At 47.8% G+C, this 17,662-nt stretch carries 14 protein-coding genes; 8 read left to right on the top strand and 6 right to left on the bottom strand.

Annotated elements, in window-relative coordinates; translation table 11 throughout:
- Positions 1-74: 74 nt before the first annotated feature.
- From V7051_RS22925 to V7051_RS22945, 5 genes are all read right to left on the bottom strand, one after another.
- Positions 75-1,445 (bottom strand): HlyD family type I secretion periplasmic adaptor subunit, encoded by a 1,371-nt coding sequence (locus tag V7051_RS22925; protein WP_333879109.1) that lies wholly within the window; start codon positions 1,443-1,445, stop codon positions 75-77.
- Positions 1,418-3,559 (bottom strand): peptidase domain-containing ABC transporter, encoded by a 2,142-nt coding sequence (locus V7051_RS22930; RefSeq protein WP_333879107.1) that lies wholly within the window; start codon positions 3,557-3,559, stop codon positions 1,418-1,420. Before V7051_RS22930 ends, V7051_RS22925 begins: the two co-directional genes overlap by 28 nt.
- Before the next feature lie 448 nt (positions 3,560-4,007).
- The gene (locus tag V7051_RS22935; RefSeq protein WP_333879105.1) at positions 4,008-5,969 is read right to left on the bottom strand and encodes a transglutaminase TgpA family protein; all 1,962 of its coding nucleotides are present in this window, start codon (positions 5,967-5,969) and stop codon (positions 4,008-4,010) included.
- The gene (locus tag V7051_RS22940; protein ID WP_333879103.1) at positions 5,942-6,880 is read right to left on the bottom strand and encodes a DUF58 domain-containing protein; all 939 of its coding nucleotides are present in this window, start codon (positions 6,878-6,880) and stop codon (positions 5,942-5,944) included. Before V7051_RS22940 ends, V7051_RS22935 begins: the two co-directional genes overlap by 28 nt.
- Positions 6,877-7,782: an AAA family ATPase gene (locus V7051_RS22945; RefSeq protein WP_333879102.1), complete on the bottom strand. Its 906-nt coding sequence runs from the start codon at positions 7,780-7,782 to the stop codon at positions 6,877-6,879. Before V7051_RS22945 ends, V7051_RS22940 begins: the two co-directional genes overlap by 4 nt.
- A gap of 102 nt (positions 7,783-7,884) precedes the next feature.
- Here V7051_RS22945 and V7051_RS22950 point away from each other — a divergent pair, with 102 nt between their 5' ends.
- The 3 genes from V7051_RS22950 to V7051_RS22960 all read left to right on the top strand — a co-directional run bounded on the left by V7051_RS22950 (position 7,885) and on the right by V7051_RS22960 (position 9,614).
- Positions 7,885-8,214 carry a TraR/DksA family transcriptional regulator gene (locus V7051_RS22950; RefSeq protein WP_333879100.1) on the top strand — a complete coding sequence of 110 codons (330 nt, stop codon included), beginning with the start codon at positions 7,885-7,887 and terminating at the stop codon, positions 8,212-8,214.
- A gap of 229 nt (positions 8,215-8,443) precedes the next feature.
- The gene (locus V7051_RS22955; protein WP_333879098.1) at positions 8,444-8,944 is read left to right on the top strand and encodes an OmpH family outer membrane protein; all 501 of its coding nucleotides are present in this window, start codon (positions 8,444-8,446) and stop codon (positions 8,942-8,944) included.
- Between the two features lie 184 nt (positions 8,945-9,128).
- Positions 9,129-9,614: a cupin domain-containing protein gene (locus V7051_RS22960; protein WP_333879096.1), complete on the top strand. Its 486-nt coding sequence runs from the start codon at positions 9,129-9,131 to the stop codon at positions 9,612-9,614.
- Between the two features lie 49 nt (positions 9,615-9,663).
- Here V7051_RS22960 and V7051_RS22965 read toward each other — a convergent pair whose 3' ends face one another.
- Entirely contained in the window at positions 9,664-11,013 is a 1,350-nt protein-coding gene (locus V7051_RS22965; protein WP_333879094.1) for a PepSY-associated TM helix domain-containing protein, read from the bottom strand.
- Positions 11,014-11,310: 297 nt separating this feature from the next.
- On the opposite strand from V7051_RS22965, the gene V7051_RS22970 reads away from it, so the two are divergent.
- The 5 genes from V7051_RS22970 (at position 11,311) to V7051_RS22990 (ending at position 17,571) form a co-directional block, all read left to right on the top strand.
- Positions 11,311-12,138 carry an RNA polymerase sigma factor gene (locus V7051_RS22970; protein ID WP_333879091.1) on the top strand — a complete coding sequence of 276 codons (828 nt, stop codon included), beginning with the start codon at positions 11,311-11,313 and terminating at the stop codon, positions 12,136-12,138.
- Positions 12,139-12,203: 65 nt separating this feature from the next.
- A complete protein-coding gene (locus V7051_RS22975) occupies positions 12,204-13,160 on the top strand; it encodes a FecR family protein (RefSeq protein ID WP_333879089.1) in 957 nt (318 codons plus the stop codon).
- Positions 13,161-13,312: 152 nt separating this feature from the next.
- On the top strand, positions 13,313-15,712 hold the full coding sequence (locus tag V7051_RS22980; RefSeq protein ID WP_333879088.1) for a TonB-dependent receptor: 2,400 nt from the start codon (positions 13,313-13,315) through the stop codon (positions 15,710-15,712).
- Positions 15,713-15,779: 67 nt separating this feature from the next.
- Positions 15,780-16,895, top strand: a complete 1,116-nt coding sequence (locus V7051_RS22985) for a PepSY-associated TM helix domain-containing protein (RefSeq protein ID WP_333879086.1) — start codon at positions 15,780-15,782, stop codon at positions 16,893-16,895.
- 379 nt (positions 16,896-17,274) lie between these two features.
- The gene (locus V7051_RS22990) at positions 17,275-17,571 is read left to right on the top strand and encodes an RNA polymerase sigma factor (RefSeq protein WP_333879084.1); all 297 of its coding nucleotides are present in this window, start codon (positions 17,275-17,277) and stop codon (positions 17,569-17,571) included.
- The last annotated feature ends 91 nt before the right edge of the window (positions 17,572-17,662 follow it).

Raw genomic sequence — 17,662 nt, forward strand, 5'->3', positions numbered from 1 at the left:
CGACGGAAGCTGGCTCGGCTTTATCCTTGTACTTCATCATGACTGACTACTAGGAATAGCTGTTTTCGCTATTTCTATGGTTCCTGCATGGCCTCATCCAGAGCTTTGGTTAGCGGCCATAATAGATAAGAAATCACCGAGCGTTTTCCGACCACGATCTCCGCCGTTAACGTCATGCCGGGTAATAACCTGGCTCGTTCAGGCATTTTCTTCAAATGCGAATTACCTAAACTTATTCTGCTCTTGTAATACGCATCCATGCTCTTCCCGGTCTCAGCTTCCTGGCGAAAGGCATCCTCGCTCATCGTACGCACTTCACCAGTAAGAATGCCATGCCGCTGAAATGGATAAGCGTCCAGCTTAATTCGGGATACATCTTCCAATTTTACGTAACCTACATCCATCGAATCGATTTGCACTTCAGCTTCCAGCTCTGCACCAAGCGGAACCAATGTAAAAAATGCCCCGCCGCCCTGAACAACCGATCCCAATGATAATTTTGCAATCTCCAGTACAACGGCATCGGAAGGCGAGGTTAATGTCACCAATTTTCGACGCCTGTCCGCTTTTTGCAGTTGTTCACTCACCGTATTTTTATCGCGAGACGTTGACAGCATCTCTTCCATCATTTTTTGACGCCAGCCTTTTTTGAACGCCACTTTTTCTGCTTCCATACTTGCCAGTTCGCGTTTGATTTCCTGCTCACGGCTTTTTGCGAGCTGCAAATTACGCTCGACTTCTTGACGTTTTTCCTGAGCTTCAAGCAAGCGTACGCGTGCGCCAAAATTTTGGGCAACCAGTTTTTCCTGCATGCCCTCAATTTCCCGTAACGGCTTTACGTGCTCAGTCAGCATCTGCTGATCATGACGATTGGTTATTAATGTTGCCTGCAAACGGGCAACGTTTTCGTCCATTTTAGAAAGTTGCGCCTGGTAATTAGCCTGCCTCTCAACCGACAATTCAGCTTGTAACTGACTATCCGCATCAGTGCTCTTGCCAAGTGTTTTATTACCGGAAAGCTCGGCCTCAAGACTTTTCGATTGAGTTTCCAGGCTATTAAACTGCTTTCTCAACTGTATTTCGTCGGCTTGCGCGAAAGTAGGATCCAGCGTCGCAAGACTCTCCCCTTTCTTAACTACTTGACCGACTCGCACATCGATACTCTGAATAATTGAGGTTTCCAAAGGCTGAACAAGTATGTTCGGTAAAGGCGTGATCAGTCGTCCATGCGCTACAACAACTCGATCAAGATCTGAGTAACTGGCCCATAATACAAACGAAATCAATGCAGCCAGCAAGACATGCAATGTTATTCGGGCTGAACGCGGCAAAGGACTGCGCTCTATCTCATCCGCATCAGGCAGAAATTCGATAACGGTTGCGTTCTTAGCCGGCTCTGGCTTCTTTGGCGCCAAGCCTACAAATGACTGGTTTGTTGGTTCCATAAATGTTGATAAGTTGAGCTGCGTAGCAATAATTCTTCGTGACGACCACTATCAACCAGCCGTCCATGCTGCATGACCAAAATAGTATGCGCATTCACCAAGGTAGATAAGCGGTGAGAAATCATAATGACCGTGCGTCCGATTGCGATGCGTGAAAGATTGTGAATAAAAATGGCTTCGCTTTCCGGATCGAGTGCGCTGGCCGCTTCATCAAGTATCAAAATACGCGGCTTGGACAGCAAGGAGCGAGCAATCGATAAGCGTTGTTTTTGTCCTCCGCTGAGATTGGCGGCATTTTCTTCGAGCAAAGTATCGTAACCTTGCGGCAAGCGTTCGATGAACTCATCGGCACCTGCCGCTTCTGCCGAGGCAACAATTTCCTCAAAAGTGGCATCAGGTTTAGCCATTGAAATATTTTCACGAACAGTCCCCCGAAACAGGAAGTTTTCCTGCAACACCACGCCAACCTGACGACGCAGATGTGCAAGATCAATCTCGCGCGCATCGGTTCCATCAAATCGAACGATACCTTCCTGCACACTATAGAGTCCCTGAATCAGCTTGGTCAGCGTAGTCTTGCCGGAACCGCTACGGCCGACGACACCGACTATCGCCCCGGCAGGAACGGTGAACGTGGCGCGATCCAGCGCTGTCGCGCTGGCGCCCGGATAACGGAACGTTACATCCTGAAAAGTAATTTCCCCCAAAAGCTGCGGTCGCAGACCACCTGCGCCCATACGTCCTTCAGGCTGGCGATTCATGACTTCGCCTAACATACGAACAGACAAGGTAGTCTGCTCAAATTCATTGATCAGACCAACAATAGCAATTAAAGGCGAAGACACTCGCGCTGAAATCATCTGGAACGCGATCAGAGCACCCACAGACAAGGTCTGATCAAACACGTCCTGAGCACCGATGACAATAATCGTCACAGGTAGCAACTTGCCCAGCAGGTCGGTAATCGCCCCTCCGGTAATTCCAAGCTTTCCAACCCGGAAATGCATGGTAATCGCCTCCGCCGAAATTTGATCCCAAATGCGCCGTTGACTCGGCTCAATGGCCAACGCTTTTACTGTCCGCATGCCATGGATTGTTTCGACCAGCATGGATTGACGCTTGCCTTCGGCAGAATAAAGCGCATTAAGCCGTTTTCGATAGGTAGGCAAAAGCGTGGCGATAATACCGGCTATAAGCAGCGTAAAGACTAAAACAATAACAGCCAGCTTGGTTGAATAAGTGAACAGGATCGGCAGGAAAAGAAACAACCCAATCGTGTCGAGTCCAGTAATGAATAGCCTTCCGGTCAAAAAGTGCCGAATGCTTTCCAATTGCTGCATATGGCGAGTGATCACACCTGCTGTCGTAGTTTCGAAATAATCAATAGGCAGAGAAAGTAAATGACCAAATGTGCGGCGAGTCAGCCGCATATCTATCTTGTTAGTGGCCGCCAGCGTCAGAAGCTGGCGCAAATAACCGAATACCGAGTCAAACACCAGTGCAATTGTAATTCCGACGCCCAACACCCAAAGTGTGGAAGCACTCTGGTGGACCAGCACTTTATCGATCACTAACTGGAAAAATATGGGCGATGCCAAGGCTAGGAACTGCATGGCTATAGCCGCAATTGCAATATCCCTGAAGGCCGCCTTTTGCTTTAATATTTCAGGGATGAACCAACGCAGACCAAAAGGCTGGTTTGGATCGGTCAACGAATGATTGCGCTTTAAAAATACAACATCACCGTCCCAGTGTTTGCAGAATTGCTCTCTATCTTGCAAATCTATTGTTGCCCCGCTTATTTGGGGATCAAGGACTGCGATTTTGCCATCGCCCTCAGTTCGCGCACCAACAATGATGACACTATGTCCATTGCGCAATTTAGCCAGTACAGGGAAAACTCCACCCTGAGCCAGTAATCTTTCCCAGGGAAGTTTACCAACCTTCGCTTTCAAGCCGATTTCAGAAGCAATACGCAATAGTAAAGAGGACGAGGGCTCTTCTTCGCCCAACGCGTATTCCTGTATCAACCATTCCGGATTGATTTGCAAGCCGTGATGTTGGGCAATTGCAGTGAGGCACTGTATGCTGGTATGAGGATATTTATCGGACATTTATTGACTGGAGCATTAGGCTAGATGGGTAATTACAGTCCGATGTTGGAGATAGATGTTCTGCGGTTTAAATATCTTGAGTTAAGCATGGGGTTCTTCGTGCAGATCAGTCGATAAAATAGCGTCTTTAAATCCGTGCAATGCCATAGTGTCGAACAGCGGGCTTCTTTCAAATCATCAGCGTCCATTTCCTAGACCAGACTGGGTACATTTGTGCAGAGGCCTCAGCCCAGCTTAATGCCGGTTTTAGTCGAATATGACATTAATCACGCCCATGATTTCAGCTTCGCAATTGTTCATATACCCAAAACAGCCATTGCTCCGTCCCTGAAATGCTGCCCAAAGTGCGAGGCGAATATACCATATTGTTGAGTAGTTACTCAGAAAAGTTTTGCCATTAGATAATGACTCAAAATCCCCTGCGACGGCTTTCCGTATCACTTAAACTTTAGACTCTAAATAAACCAACCAGCGTCTTGAGTTGCTGTAAATCTTCGTCGCTTGCAATTCGCCCGTAACGCAACCTGATGAATACGGAGGTGATTCGATCAATGTCCTCTGCCCGCCCGGGCAGTTTTATTTTCACTCTTTCGGCAAAATCTTTAACCCCTTCCCCCGCACCTCTTAACAATCCGTGTTTGGCCAGTTTTTTACAAAACCGGTTATAGCTAAGTAAGGCTTTATCGACGGCTTTCGTTTTTTGCCGAAGCAGAAACCAGCAAAGCAAAGCCGTTATTAATCCTATGACGGCTATCATCCAGTAAATCATGGCCTTAAGATCGCTGATACCAAACAACGACAGGAAGCTGGATTGGCTCTTATTGTCGTAATTGATAACCCAGCGTTGCCAGCTATAATCAACGCTGCTCCACAACTGACGGGCCTGTTGCAGCAAGTTGTAAGCTGGCATATTTTCCGTTGCAATACCGCCGGTAGTTTGTCGGCCCAAGTTAGTATTCCGTTCTATTCTTTCCGGTGCAATCGCAGCTGTAGGATCAACCCGGACCCAGCCCCGGTTCTCCAGCCAGACTTCGGCCCAGGCATGGGCGTCGGCTTGCCGTATTTCCAGGAAATCGCCGACTTTATTCAACTCACCGCCCTGATAGCCGGTAACGACGCGTGCCGGAATATGAGCGACACGTATTAGATACACGAAGGCGGAGGCGTAATGGCTGCAAAATCCGTAACGGGTCTTGAATAGAAAGCTCTCTATCGGATTTTCTTCCATGATAGGCGGGGTTAAGGTGTAATGGAAATCTTCCACCCTGAAATGGTTTAACAGCTGATTGATAAAGTTATCGGGAACGCTGTCAAAACCGTGCAACTGCCCGACCAGCTGTTTAATTTTGTCCGAAGGTTCGCCGGGTAGCTGTGTTGCGACTTTGTATTCGCTACTACTGATCGGACCGGTGTTGTAGTCGGTATAGGAAGTCACTTTATACTCGGTGCGTTTACCGGGGCTATCTAAAGTAATGAGCTGGTAGCTGGTATTCAGGGTTAAAGGCGAGGAATACTGTGCAGGCATATCCAACGCAAAAATCCAGTTTTTATCCTGCGGTTCCATCATCAACGTATATGGATAAGGCGTGCCGGTAACAGCATATCTGCTCAAGGGCTTTTGAAGAGGCGCCTGAGTCCAGCGCCTGCCATCGGTATAAGATAAAACCGGACCGCGCCAATAACGTTGCCGTGACGGAGGAATCGCACCGGCAAATTTTACCCGGAAAACCAGTTCGTCAGACATGCCCAGCTCACTGATGGAGCCGGGCTCCATACTGTCGCTTAAACCTGTTCTGGTTTGATGTTGCTCCTTAAACAACATCCATTGTGGCGCTTCGACTCTGGGAAATAAAATAAACAAGGACACCGCAATCGGCAGGGCCTGAAAAATGATAACAACAGCTGTTTTTAACGCTGAAAGCGTTTGAACTTTGCAGCTGTTGATACAAATCAGTGTTGCCAACAGCGCGCAACAGACCAGTAAAATATAAGCGGCCATGACTATGCTTTGTTGATATAAAAACTGGGAGGCCGCGACGATAAATGCCAGATAACTAATCAGGTAAAGATCGCGCTCTTTTTTAATTTCCAATAGTTTGAGTCCCAGAGCGGTAATAAACAAATTGGTTCCGGCATCACGCCCGAATAGACCTTGATGCTGGCTGTACAGCAGCGCGATTGCGCAGACGAACATTAAAAAAATGCCCCGTTTGCCGGGCAGCCAATTTTGTTTCCAGGCCCCGATAAAACGCCAGCTAAGAAGCAGGCAAAAAAAGCTAAAGACAGCTATCGGTATATGATAAACATGCGGAAAAACTATCAACCCGATAGAAGACAGAAGAAAGATTAAAATATTTTTATCGAGCTCAGCTTTCATCATCGTCAAAACAGCGCCAGCGCTTCCAGGCATTTTCGATAATGCAGCACCCCGTTATCAGGATCAAGCTTGATCCCCGGCAAAGAAAAACCGTAACGGATTCCGGCTTGCTCCGCATCAACCACCCAACGGCATAGCTGACTTAAACGCTCCTCAACATTATGTCCGGGTGTATGATCGTAATCCAACCGAATTTCCTCTGATGTTTGTTCACCGCCGTATTGCTTACTAAACACGCCCAAGCCTTTGGCAAATGCTTTCCAGTGGATATGTTTGATCGAGTCGCCGGACTGGTATTCCTGCAAGCCGTAAAAATCATCTGCGCCCTTGCGGTTAAATCCCTGCCGGATCTCTGCCGATAGCGCTTGGGGAAAAGGTATTTCGTTATGAGCCGGTTTCGGATAAACCAAGGCTTTAAGATTAAAGCGGATCGGCGACCATACCCGAAACAAACCCAGAGGATAGGTACTGGAGAGCGTGATATGTCCCGCCTGGTGCCAGCCTCTTTTTTGGGTTATCGAGTAAAGCGTGACATGCGCACTGCTTTGCGGCTGCATGAACAGGGTTTGACTCTCTTGCAACGTAATTTGTAAATAATGGCGTTCTACATCGGCCGGATTGTTAATCTGGATATCGAACCCGGCTGCTTCACCTGCAAACACAGTATTGCTCCGGCCTTTTTGCACAACCAGACCGGCTAATGATTTGTAGGTGTGCAAAATAGTGATAAAAAAAATACTCGCCAGCAAAAAAGCCAGCATATAAGCCAGGTTATTGTTATAAACAAAGGCAATCAGCAATAGCACGGTAATCAACAACACGAAGCCCAGGCCCCGCTGTGTCGGTAAGATAAAAATGCGCCGGTGATTTAAAACAACAGGTTCATCGCCGGCTCTTTCACCTGAAATAAACCGGCTGAGCCTGAAGCGTTCTTTTAAATTCAATGGATCGCAACGTTAGCTAAAATAGGTGCGACGATGGCTTCCGATTGGGTATTGCCCGCTCGCAGCCGATGCCCCGCAACAGCCGCCAGCACCGCCTGAAGGTCTTCGGGGATAACCGCATCACGCTGATCCATAAACGCCCAGGCTTTGGCCGCAGTCAGCAGCGCCAAACCGGCTCTGGGCGACAGGCCGCAGTGATACTCGGCTGAATTGCGGGTAAAGTTAATAATACCCTGGCAGTAATCCAGCAAGGCTGTCGATACATGAACCTGGATAACTGCCTGCTGTATTTTTTGCAATTGTTCGGGCGGCAGCTGTACAGGCAGCGATTCGTACAATTTGTGACGGTTTTGCCCGATAAGCAATTGCCTTTCCGCCTGATGGTCGGGATAGCCCAGCTCAATGCGCATTAAAAAACGGTCCAGTTGCGATTCAGGCAACGGAAACGTGCCTATTTGATGGGACGGGTTTTGCGTCGCAATCACAAAAAAAAGCTGAGGCAGCGGATAGGTTTTTCCTTCCACCGTGACCTGATGCTCTTCCATCGCTTCCAGCAAAGCGCTTTGCGCCTTGGGCGTGGCGCGATTAATTTCATCCGCCAACACCATCTGGTTGAAAACCGGGCCTGGATGAAATCTAAATTCGTGGTTTTTACTATCAAAGACCGAAGCGCCGATGATGTCGGCCGGTAAAATATCACTGGTGAACTGAATCCGCTGATAATTCAAGCCCAGCAGTTTTGCCAAGGTGTGCGCCAGTGTAGTTTTGCCGACGCCGGGAATGTCTTCTATCAGCAGATGACCGCGGGCCAGCAGGCAGCAAAGCGCAAGCCGAACCTGCCGGGGTTTACCGAGAATGACCTGGTTGGCCGAATCTAAAAGCTGATTGATTGCATTTTGCATGGGGGGTGTTAGGATGCTTGGGTTATAAATGATTTGAAATTCGGCTTTATTATAGAGCAAGATTCAAGAGCGCACAGGCCGAACCCAACAGGGGAATTTGCTATGAAAGAATATGAACAAGTACGCAACAGTTTAATTGAAATGCTGGAAGATCTTGATGATCGACTGGGTAAAATTACTCATGATGTCAAAGAACCTTTAGACAAAGACTTTGAAGAACAAGCAACCCAAACAGAGAATGACGAAGTCATGGATAGCCTGGGCAACGCGGCCAGAACGGAAATAGCTTTGGTCAAGCAAGCTATTGCCAGAATAGATAAAGGCCAATACGGACTATGCCAGGTTTGCGGCAAGCCGATAGGCAAAGAACGCTTAAAAATAGTGCCTTATTCAAGTATGTGTATAAAGTGCGCCAGTCAGGCCGGCCATTAGGAAAATATAAATAATCCGGACAAACCATACCCCGCAGGGCGGCCAGCCGGTCGCCCATGAGTTTGATACCGCCTGCCTGACTAAAACTTATCAAGATAAAATCAGAGATTACAAGACAATTTATTCAAATCTTTTTGTTTAATAAGCTTAGCCCCCTTATAATCCGACAAAACTTCCAAGTTTTTTCCATTTCCTATTTATTTCACTACAACCAGAGACCTGTTTAACGATGAAAATGAAAATTGCCCTATTTTTAGGACTGTTACTGATTACTAATGTGAGCTTTGCCGATTTAAAGATTGGCTTTGTCAATATACCCGCCGTTCTTGAAAAAGCCCCGCAAGCCGAAAAAGCCAAAAAACGTCTGGAACAAGAATTTTCTCCACGCGATAAACAATTAGTCGCTCAACAAAAAGAAATTCAAAGCATGGATGAAAAAATGACCCGTGATGCGGCCGTGATGGGTGAATCGGCCCGATCCAACATGGAAAAAGATATTCTGAACAAGAAAAGAGATGCAAAAAGAGCCCAACAAGAATTCAGCGAAGACTTTAATGTTCGTCGTAATGAAGAGTTAGGTAAATTGCAAAGCCGTATCGTTGAAGTTATTCGCGATATCGCTAAAACACAAAACTTTGATTTATTGCTGACCGATGGCGTTATTTATGCCAGCGAACAAATTGATGTTACTGCTCAAGTTCAACAAAAGTTATCGGCTTTACCCAATTAATTGGTTTAATCGTTAGTCCTGAATAGACTGACGGCAACCAAGTCCATTGTAAAGACGGCCATGGGTCGTCTTTATGATACATAGCAATCCCCTTACGAGCCTTCCCGTTATCTTTCCTTTTAGCCAGAGGCTAATTATGGATTCACATGCCGTCCTTAATACAATTTGCATTAGGTAAAATGGCATGAACAAGCGGCAACTCATCGAAAAATTATCATTAGTTCCTCATATTGAGGGCGGCTATTTTGCCAGAACCTATAGTTCAGACCTAAAAGCCGACATAACTTCCGATTCGAAACCAAGATGCTTGCTGACCTCAATTTTTTATATGGTGACTGACGACAGTCCGATAGGTCATTTGCATAAAAATAAATCGGATATCATTCATTATTTTCATGGCGGTTCCCCTTTAACTTATTTAATTCTCCATCCTGACGGCAACCTTGAGAAGAAGATACTTGGCGCTGACCTTGATAAAGGCCAACAACTGCAATTGATTGTCCGCGGAGGCTGCTGGAAAGCAACCGAGTTGGAAACCGGAGAATTCGGCTTAATCAGTGAAGCGGTATCGCCCGGCTTTGAATATGAGGATATGGAATTGGCGAAAGAAACAATAATAAAAAATCAATTTCCACAGGTATGGAATCGAATCTCAAAATATGTCCGGTAGAAATCCACATACTGACTAATCATAAAACAGACATTCCACTGCCATTTCTTCACTCCCAGTCACTTTTCCCCAGACGTTTTTGCCCTTTTATAATCGAATTCAGCCATTGCCATAGCACCGCACAAGCTTTGATAATTTGCGGCACATAGCGTTTCGCCTTTTGCAGCAGTAAGATGGACAGCCTGAAAACCGCCAACGCGACACGATAACTCATTTCTTGCAAGCGATAGAACAACGGCCGGAGCGCCGAAAAATTCACTTCCCGATCTTTAACTTTGCCGTGCCGATACAACCAGTGCAGCAAGCCGCTGACATACAGAACGAACAGTCCTATACCGGTAAGAAACCAGATAAACCGGCCTGTGGCTCCAACAGCTTCGCCGGTGTGCATAGGCCATATCCAGGTCGCAAAAGCTTGGCCCTGCGTAAATCCGGCTGGGTCGCGCACTTCTTTGGCCTGTCCGCTCCAGCGATCCACCCAAACTGTAGTGTAAGGATGCCGCTGATTGACTTCACTGCCTTGGCGCAAATTGATGCGGTAAATTCCGCTGTCACCTGCAGGCGTGGTAACCCGCCTGAGTTCGGCTTTGGGAAACGGGCCGCGCGCGACAAATTCCGCCGACTCCAGGCCCACAGGGTGATTGTTCGGAATCGCCGTGCTGATAATATTGCGCCCCGTTTCGCCGTGTTCCATGCCGGATGAGCCGACCAGCGTTTCCATTACCGAAGGATAACTCAGATTAAAACCGGTGAACGCCAGTAACAACAAGACCGGTGCGCTCAACAGCCCGATCATGCGATGCAGGTCGAAAGCAAACCGCATCATACCTGCATTATGACGCACCCTTAATGCATCCAAAATTCCCCGCCAACCCGGCCACCATAAATAAACACCGGTACCGACAGAAACCATCAGCAATAAGCCTAAAATGCCCACGGCATTCCAACCGAAGCGGTCAAATCGAATCTGGGTATGAAGATCAAGCAGCCAAGTCGTTGCCGTTTGCCCCCAAAACCGACTGGCAACGACCTCGGCAGTATAGGGATTTACCGATACCATCAACGGCGCGTGCAACTCGAAGAAAGTCTCTCTGGGCTTGTCGTACCAAACGGTAATCATACCGTGCGCAGACCTGGGCATTTCCAACGTCCATGAACCGTAGCGATTGGGATGTGCCGTCTGCACCGCGGCCATAATTTTATCCAACGACTGTCGCTTACCCGCCGGCTGCTCGATAACCAGCTTAGGGTTCAATAATTCATCCAGTTCTTCGCGGTAAACGCTGATGCTGCCGGTCAGCCCCATCAGCGCAAAAAAGAATCCGGCGCTTAAGGCCAGATAAAGATGAATCTTAAGCCAAGTTGCCCGATTGAGCAGACGATGAATGGGGAATTGCATGGCGTTGTTATGGCATGGAAAAAGCGGTCATTATCCCATACGGAATTATGCGGCGTTTACTTTTGTCTCCTTGCACAACGGTAAAATCGGCAATATTAAAGTAGCCCCGCCGCTTAGCCATTTTTCATTTTCGCCGTGCCGCGCATAAATCGTTATATGCCGTAATTGAATAAGGCATATGACACACAATTTTCACCATCATTCTTAAGCTATTGGTATTTATAATGATTTAATCAGGCATGGATATTGCTGTAGTCGCTTACCGTTACTCCCGCTTAATCCTGTCCTGAACAACCGATGTCAGAACCTAAACCCAGCTTCCTGCATGCTCTCTTCCTGAAACATGCTCACGAGGTCAGCGACTTCATTAGTGTCCGTTGGCCGATGGAGCAAGATGTTGCCGACATCGTACAGGAATCGTTTTTACGCCTGTCGTCTCAATACCCCAATATCGAAACGATTCATAACCCGCGCACCTTATTATTTAAAACCGCCTCCAATACGGCTGAGGATCGCCGACATCATCGCAAAACTCAGGCGCATTACACTGGCGATATCGAGACTGCAACAGATTATAAAACGGCAAGCGATACGCCACACCCGGATTCTTTGTCCTTACCGGAAGATGATGTCAATCGGATTTTTCTGGACGCGAGTTCGCAGCTACGCCAATTTCTGACTCGACGTGTGCTGTGTCCTGAAACTGCGGCGGATTTGACTCAGGAAGTTTATCTTCGACTTCCGCAAATGCAGGCATCCTTAGTCAGCGAAGTGGAGGTACGCGCTTGGCTGTTTCGGGTGGCTTCAAACCTGTCGATTGATCATCTGCGCAGCCAACACCGACACGCCGAATTGCTGAATCAATTTTGCGGCAATGAAACAGAAATAGATAAAGCGCCGAGTCCCTATCGAGCCGCCGTAGATCGCGACCGGCTCAAGCAGGTACAAAACGCGCTTGAGGCGTTGCCCGACCAATGCGCGGAAGCGCTGTACCTGAGCCGGATCGAAGGCTACAGCCACGCCGAAATTGCCAAACAATTAGGCATTTCCAAAAGCCTGGTGGAAAAACATGTCGCAAGAGCTCTGAACCATTGCCGCCAAGTGCTCGATAAGGAAGAGGAATAATGTGGTTAAAGCCCGATCCATTCGTTATAGTTATAAACCTACCTTTACTTTAAAAAGCCATGTCGATGAATGATTCCGCAGAGAAAATTCGCGAGCGTCTGAAGCAGGAGGCAGTTGCCTGGCATACCCGTTTAACGTCGGGAGACATTAGCGATGCCGAACGAGCCGATTTTGAGGCATGGCGTAAACGGAATCCTGATCATGACCAAGCCTACCGCAAAATCAAAAACCTCTGGCTGATGCTGGACGCGCCGGTGAAGGCGGATCGGCTTAGGCGAAAAAAGACGTCTAAGGCTGCACATTTCCAACGCTGGAGCGCGGGACTGGCCGTTGCCGCATCCTTGTTGCTGACAGTCAGCCTGGGCATGTTCCCGGATTACCTGCGTCAGCTTTGGGCCGATTACAGCACCCACATCGGCGAGCGAACCTCGATCCGTCTTGAGGATGGAAGTGCCGCTTACCTCAATACCGATACCGCATTTGATATAACTTGGCACGACAACGAAAGACAGGTCGTGCTGTTCCGGGGCGAGGCTGAATTCGAGGTGGCTCACGACAGCAGTCGGCCGTTCCGGGTGCAAGCCGGCAATACCGTTACCGAAGCGCTCGGCACCCGTTTTATTGTTCGTTATGCCGGCTCGGCGGGAACGGTTACCTTGCTGGAAGGCAAGGTGCGCACTGAGCGGACCGAGAGGAATGGGACGTTTATTACCTTGCATCCCGGAGAACATGTCGTTTTCGATGCGCAAAGTTTGGGCAAAGTTTCTGAGGCGGATGTATCGGCTGCCGAAGCTTGGCGAAGAGGCCGGTTGGTTATGAATTTCGTTACCTTGAAGCAGGTAGTCGCCGAGATCAACCGCTATCATCGCGGGCAGGTCATCCTGCTGGGCGACGCCTTAGACAATAAACAAATTAACGTCGCTATCGACCTCAATAACATCGATGCCTGGTTAGATTCGCTAAAGGATACGCTGCCCATCCACATACGGCGAGTCGGTCCTTTTGTGTTTTTACAGTCCTGATTATCAAGCTGATCGCTGCGCCGTAGAGTAGACGCTTGCTTGTTATGTCCTATCCACAACGCTGCGACAATTTGCCACAGCTATTTTTATGCGGTTCTACATCGTCCCATTCGTAGTAATAAACGAGCATCTAACAACTACGAGGACATACAATGAAGAAAACCGGAACACCGGCTTTGGCGTCAGGAAAAACGACAGGACGTAAACATATTGCCAAGATTGCCCTGCATTTGGGCTTGGCGACCTTAACCGCGCCAATGATGGCTCAAGCTAATGAAGTTATCGAGCCGGCCACGGAAGAAGTCTCAAAAAACAACAGCCGTAACTACAGCATAGCCAAACAACCGCTCTATTCCGCGCTGAGCGCGCTCGCCGAACAGGCTGGAATCCAGTTTGTCTACAATGCCGAGATGGTTAAAAACCTTACTTCGCCGGGTGTGCAGGGACACTATGCCACCAATGCGGCCTTACTACAGATATTGTCAGGAACAGATATTAGCTTTCGCTACACCGGCCCGAACACTGTGGCGCTGGAACGCAATAAAGCGGTTAAAAAGCCGAATACCTCTGCCTTAGCTCCGGAAAAAAACCTACCGGTTGATAATTCTGTCTTTGAATTGGGAGAGATGATGGTGACCTCAGCACCATCAGGAAAGCTGCAAAGTCGAGATATTCTTAGTTCGGTCGATATTATGAATGCCGATAAAATCGAAAATCAAAATGTGCTGACCAGTTATGATTTATTCCATCGCATGCCCGGCGTGCAGGTTACCCAATTCAATCAGGGCATCACGACAGGGAAATTTTCTTTTAGGGGGTTTAATGGCGAAGGGAATATTAATGGTGTCAAGTTATTGATTGATGGAATCCCGAGCAATACCAATGATGGCAATATGCCTTTTATTGATGCGCTGTTTCCGTTGGAAATTGAGTCAATTGAAGTGGTTCGCGGCACCAACGATCCACGCTACGGCTTATATGCCATCGCCGGAAATGCCAATATATTTACCCGTCAAGGCGGTAATTACGCCAAAGGCCGCATGAGTTACGGCAGTTTCAACAGCCATGACATTCAAACCGGCGTGGGCTACGAAACCGGCGGTTTTTCGCAAAATTACAGTGTGTCATATCGAGCGACCAACGGTTATCGTGATCACGCATCTTCGGAAAAAAACGGTCTTTCGGGAAAATGGTTTTATACCCCCGAAAGTGAAAAATATAAAGTCGGGTTGATTGCCAGATGGAGTGATGCGGATGCTGAAGAACCCGGCTATTTGACCTTGGAGCAAGCCAGGGCCAATCCAACCCAATCGCTGCCCCATAACGCAACCGATGGAGGCAACAGGCAAGTCGGGCAGATTAGCGGGCATTTGGATGTCAATTTAACGGATACTTTATTCTGGTCGACCAAAAGCTATGCCAATGTGTTCGACGATCAGCGCTGGGTTCGGTTTAGCGTTGCCGAATCCCAGCAAGAGCGACTCACTAATGAGGTTCAGTATGGCGGCACTACCTCGCTGACTTACCGCCCGGCAATTGCCTGGCTGAATGATTTCTCGTTGGAGACCGGTTTCGATATTCAGCAACAAGATAATAAAAGTCGGCGCTACCGAAATTTAAACCGTGCCAGGATAGCGCAAACCCGCGACCAGGATTTTAGCTTCAATGTCTACGGCGGCTATTTGCAAGCCATGATTAAACCGTTTAAATGGCTGAAACTGACGCCGGGATTTCGCGCCGATAAGGTTGGCGGCGATTATACCAACAAGCTGAATAATATGTCCTACGCGGTTAACGATTACGGCACCATCTGGCAGCCTAAAATTGGCGCTGTTATTACACCAATAGAAGGCTATAGTCTTTACGGCAATTGGGGGCGCACTTTTCAGGTTGCGGTAGGTACAGCGGCTTTTAAAACCAATCCGAATCCTGTTGATGTGCCGCCATCCATTAACGAAGGCTGGGAAGTCGGTCTTAAATTAGAGCCCGTCAATTGGGCTGAAGGACGCGTTGCTTACTGGAAGCAATCTGCCACTAATGAATCGAGCCGGATCCTCAATAGCGCCAATAACGACTCAACGCTTATTGGTGCAACCGATCGGCAAGGTGTCGATGTGCAAATTAAAATTAAACCGGCTGCGTTGGTGACCGTATGGACGGCTTATTCCCTACAAGAAGCTATCGTCACCAAACCTCCCAGCAATCCAGCCCTGACCGGCACCCAAATTTTCAACACCCCGAATTACCTGTTTTCCGGCGGCATCGATTATCAGATAACGCCCAAACTGAAATCGTCCTTGTGGACCACCGGTCAAGGCGACTATTACACCGATGAGGCTAATGCAAAAGGTAAATTCGGCGAATATGCCCTGTTAAACCTGGATTTGGGTTATCAGGTCAACAAAATCGTCGATTTACAGTTCCAGGTAAAAAACCTGGCCGATACCTATTGGGAATATGTTTGGTATAACACCACTGTCAATCAAACCATGCATTCGCCCGGCGACGGCCGCGCATTTTACGGCGCGATCAATGTTAAATACGATTTATAACTGAGCCGATGCCTGCCGGAACAACTTTCACCAACCCTTCCGCCCGCCGTATTAAATGGCGTAAGCTGTGGCTGGGCTTTCATCTCTATTTAGGCTTGAGTCTGGGTCTATTATTTGTTCTGGCAGGCCTACCGGCAGCGTGCTGGTTTTTTATGTCGAGCTTGATGAAATTCTCAATCCTAATCTGCACATAACAGCGGCTCAAGCGCAGCAACAACCGCAATCTTATGAAGCTGTATTTCAAGCTATTCGTCAGGCACATCCTGAACGCAAGGCTTCCTGGCGATTAGAAATGCCTCATCATAAACAAGCTATGTTAATGGCCCGTTACTACATGCCCATCGAAAAAGCCGGTTTGTCTTTTGCACCACTGATTGTTTGGGTTAATCCTTATAACGCTGAAGTCGTCAGCAGCCGTTTTTGGGGCGAATTTGCGATGACATGGTTATTTGATCTTCATTATGCGTTGCTACTCGATGAAGCCGGCAAAACGCTGATGGGCATTGTCGGTTTTTTGTTATTGATACCCTTGCTTAGCGGTATCTATTTGTGGTGGCCTGCCTCGGGCAAATTACGACAAGGACTTTCTATTAAGCGCAGAGCAAGTAAGCCTAGGCTGATTTTCGATTTACACAAAACCCACGGCGTTTACAGCTATGTAATTATGTTGTTGTTATTAGTCAGCGGCGTGATATTGGAATTGCCGACCGTGTTCAAACCGGCTATCAACTATCTATCGCCTTTGTATCAGGCTAAAGCTAATCAGTCACAGTATCAAGCCGGATATTTCAGGATTAGCTTAGATCAGGCTGTTGCTATCGCCACTCCTCTTTATCCTGGGGCTGTTTTACGTTGGATAGAAACACCCAATGGGCCGAATGGATCTTACCGGATTATGCTGTACCAACAAGGCGAACCCAGCTTTCGTTTTCCAAAAACCACGGTATGGATAGATCAATACAACGGCGCAGTATTATCGACAAGAAATCCAAGATTAGAGCACATCGGCGATACTTTTATAAACTGGCTACATCCTTTACATAATGGTGAAATAGCCGGAATAACTGGACGGTTGTTGGTCTTTATCAGCGGTTTTATTCCCGCCGTGCTCTATGTCACGGGCATCATTCGCTGGCTGCAAAAACGTAAAGCACGTACGTCAAAAGTTCGTGGAATATGCTGAACGTAGTGAAGCACATCAATCTCTACCGCTTTGCAGCTACCTTATTCATGCTTGCCGATAGCCACTACAACGACGACTAACATAGCATCTCTTACTTCGTATATAAGCCGATAACCCACGTTGCGGAGTTATATTTTGTAATCTGCTTTTTTTGCCCCGGGAGTTTTGAGACTGGGACGTGCGCCATAAGTCAGCCGGACAATTTCTTTCGATACGCCGGGCATAAGCCCCACGATTGAGTCATATGCCCTATTCAACTATGGCATATGACATGACTGTTTTTTCGCCGCAACCCTCATATATACATCGGCTTAAGCAGGCATGGATATTGCCTTAACATCCAAACTCCACTCCAGTTTAATCCTGTCTCGCACAACCGATGTCCGAATCCAGCTTCCTGCATACCCTTTTCCTGAAACATGCTCACGAAGTCAGCGCCTTTATTCGCGGACGTTGGCCCAGAGAGCCGGATGTTGACGACATCATGCAGGAATCGTTTTTACGCCTGTCGCAAGTCCCCGACCCTGAAACCATCCTTAACCCGCGCGCCTTCTTGTTCACAACCGCATCCAACATGGCCGTGGATCGCCATCGTCGCCGAAAAACCCGCGAACGTCATATTGAACCGAACGCAGACCTTGAAAATCTGACGAATGATCATTCATCCCCCGGGTAATGGATCAAATATGTGATTTTCTTATATAATATTCGATATGACCTGTTATCAAGAAATTACCTGCCCGGCTTGTGGCAGCAACCTTATCATG

Origin of the sequence: Methylobacter sp. (assembly GCF_036845245.1) — a bacterium.
In the GTDB taxonomy this organism is placed as follows: Bacteria; Pseudomonadota; Gammaproteobacteria; order Methylococcales; family Methylomonadaceae; genus Methylobacter_A.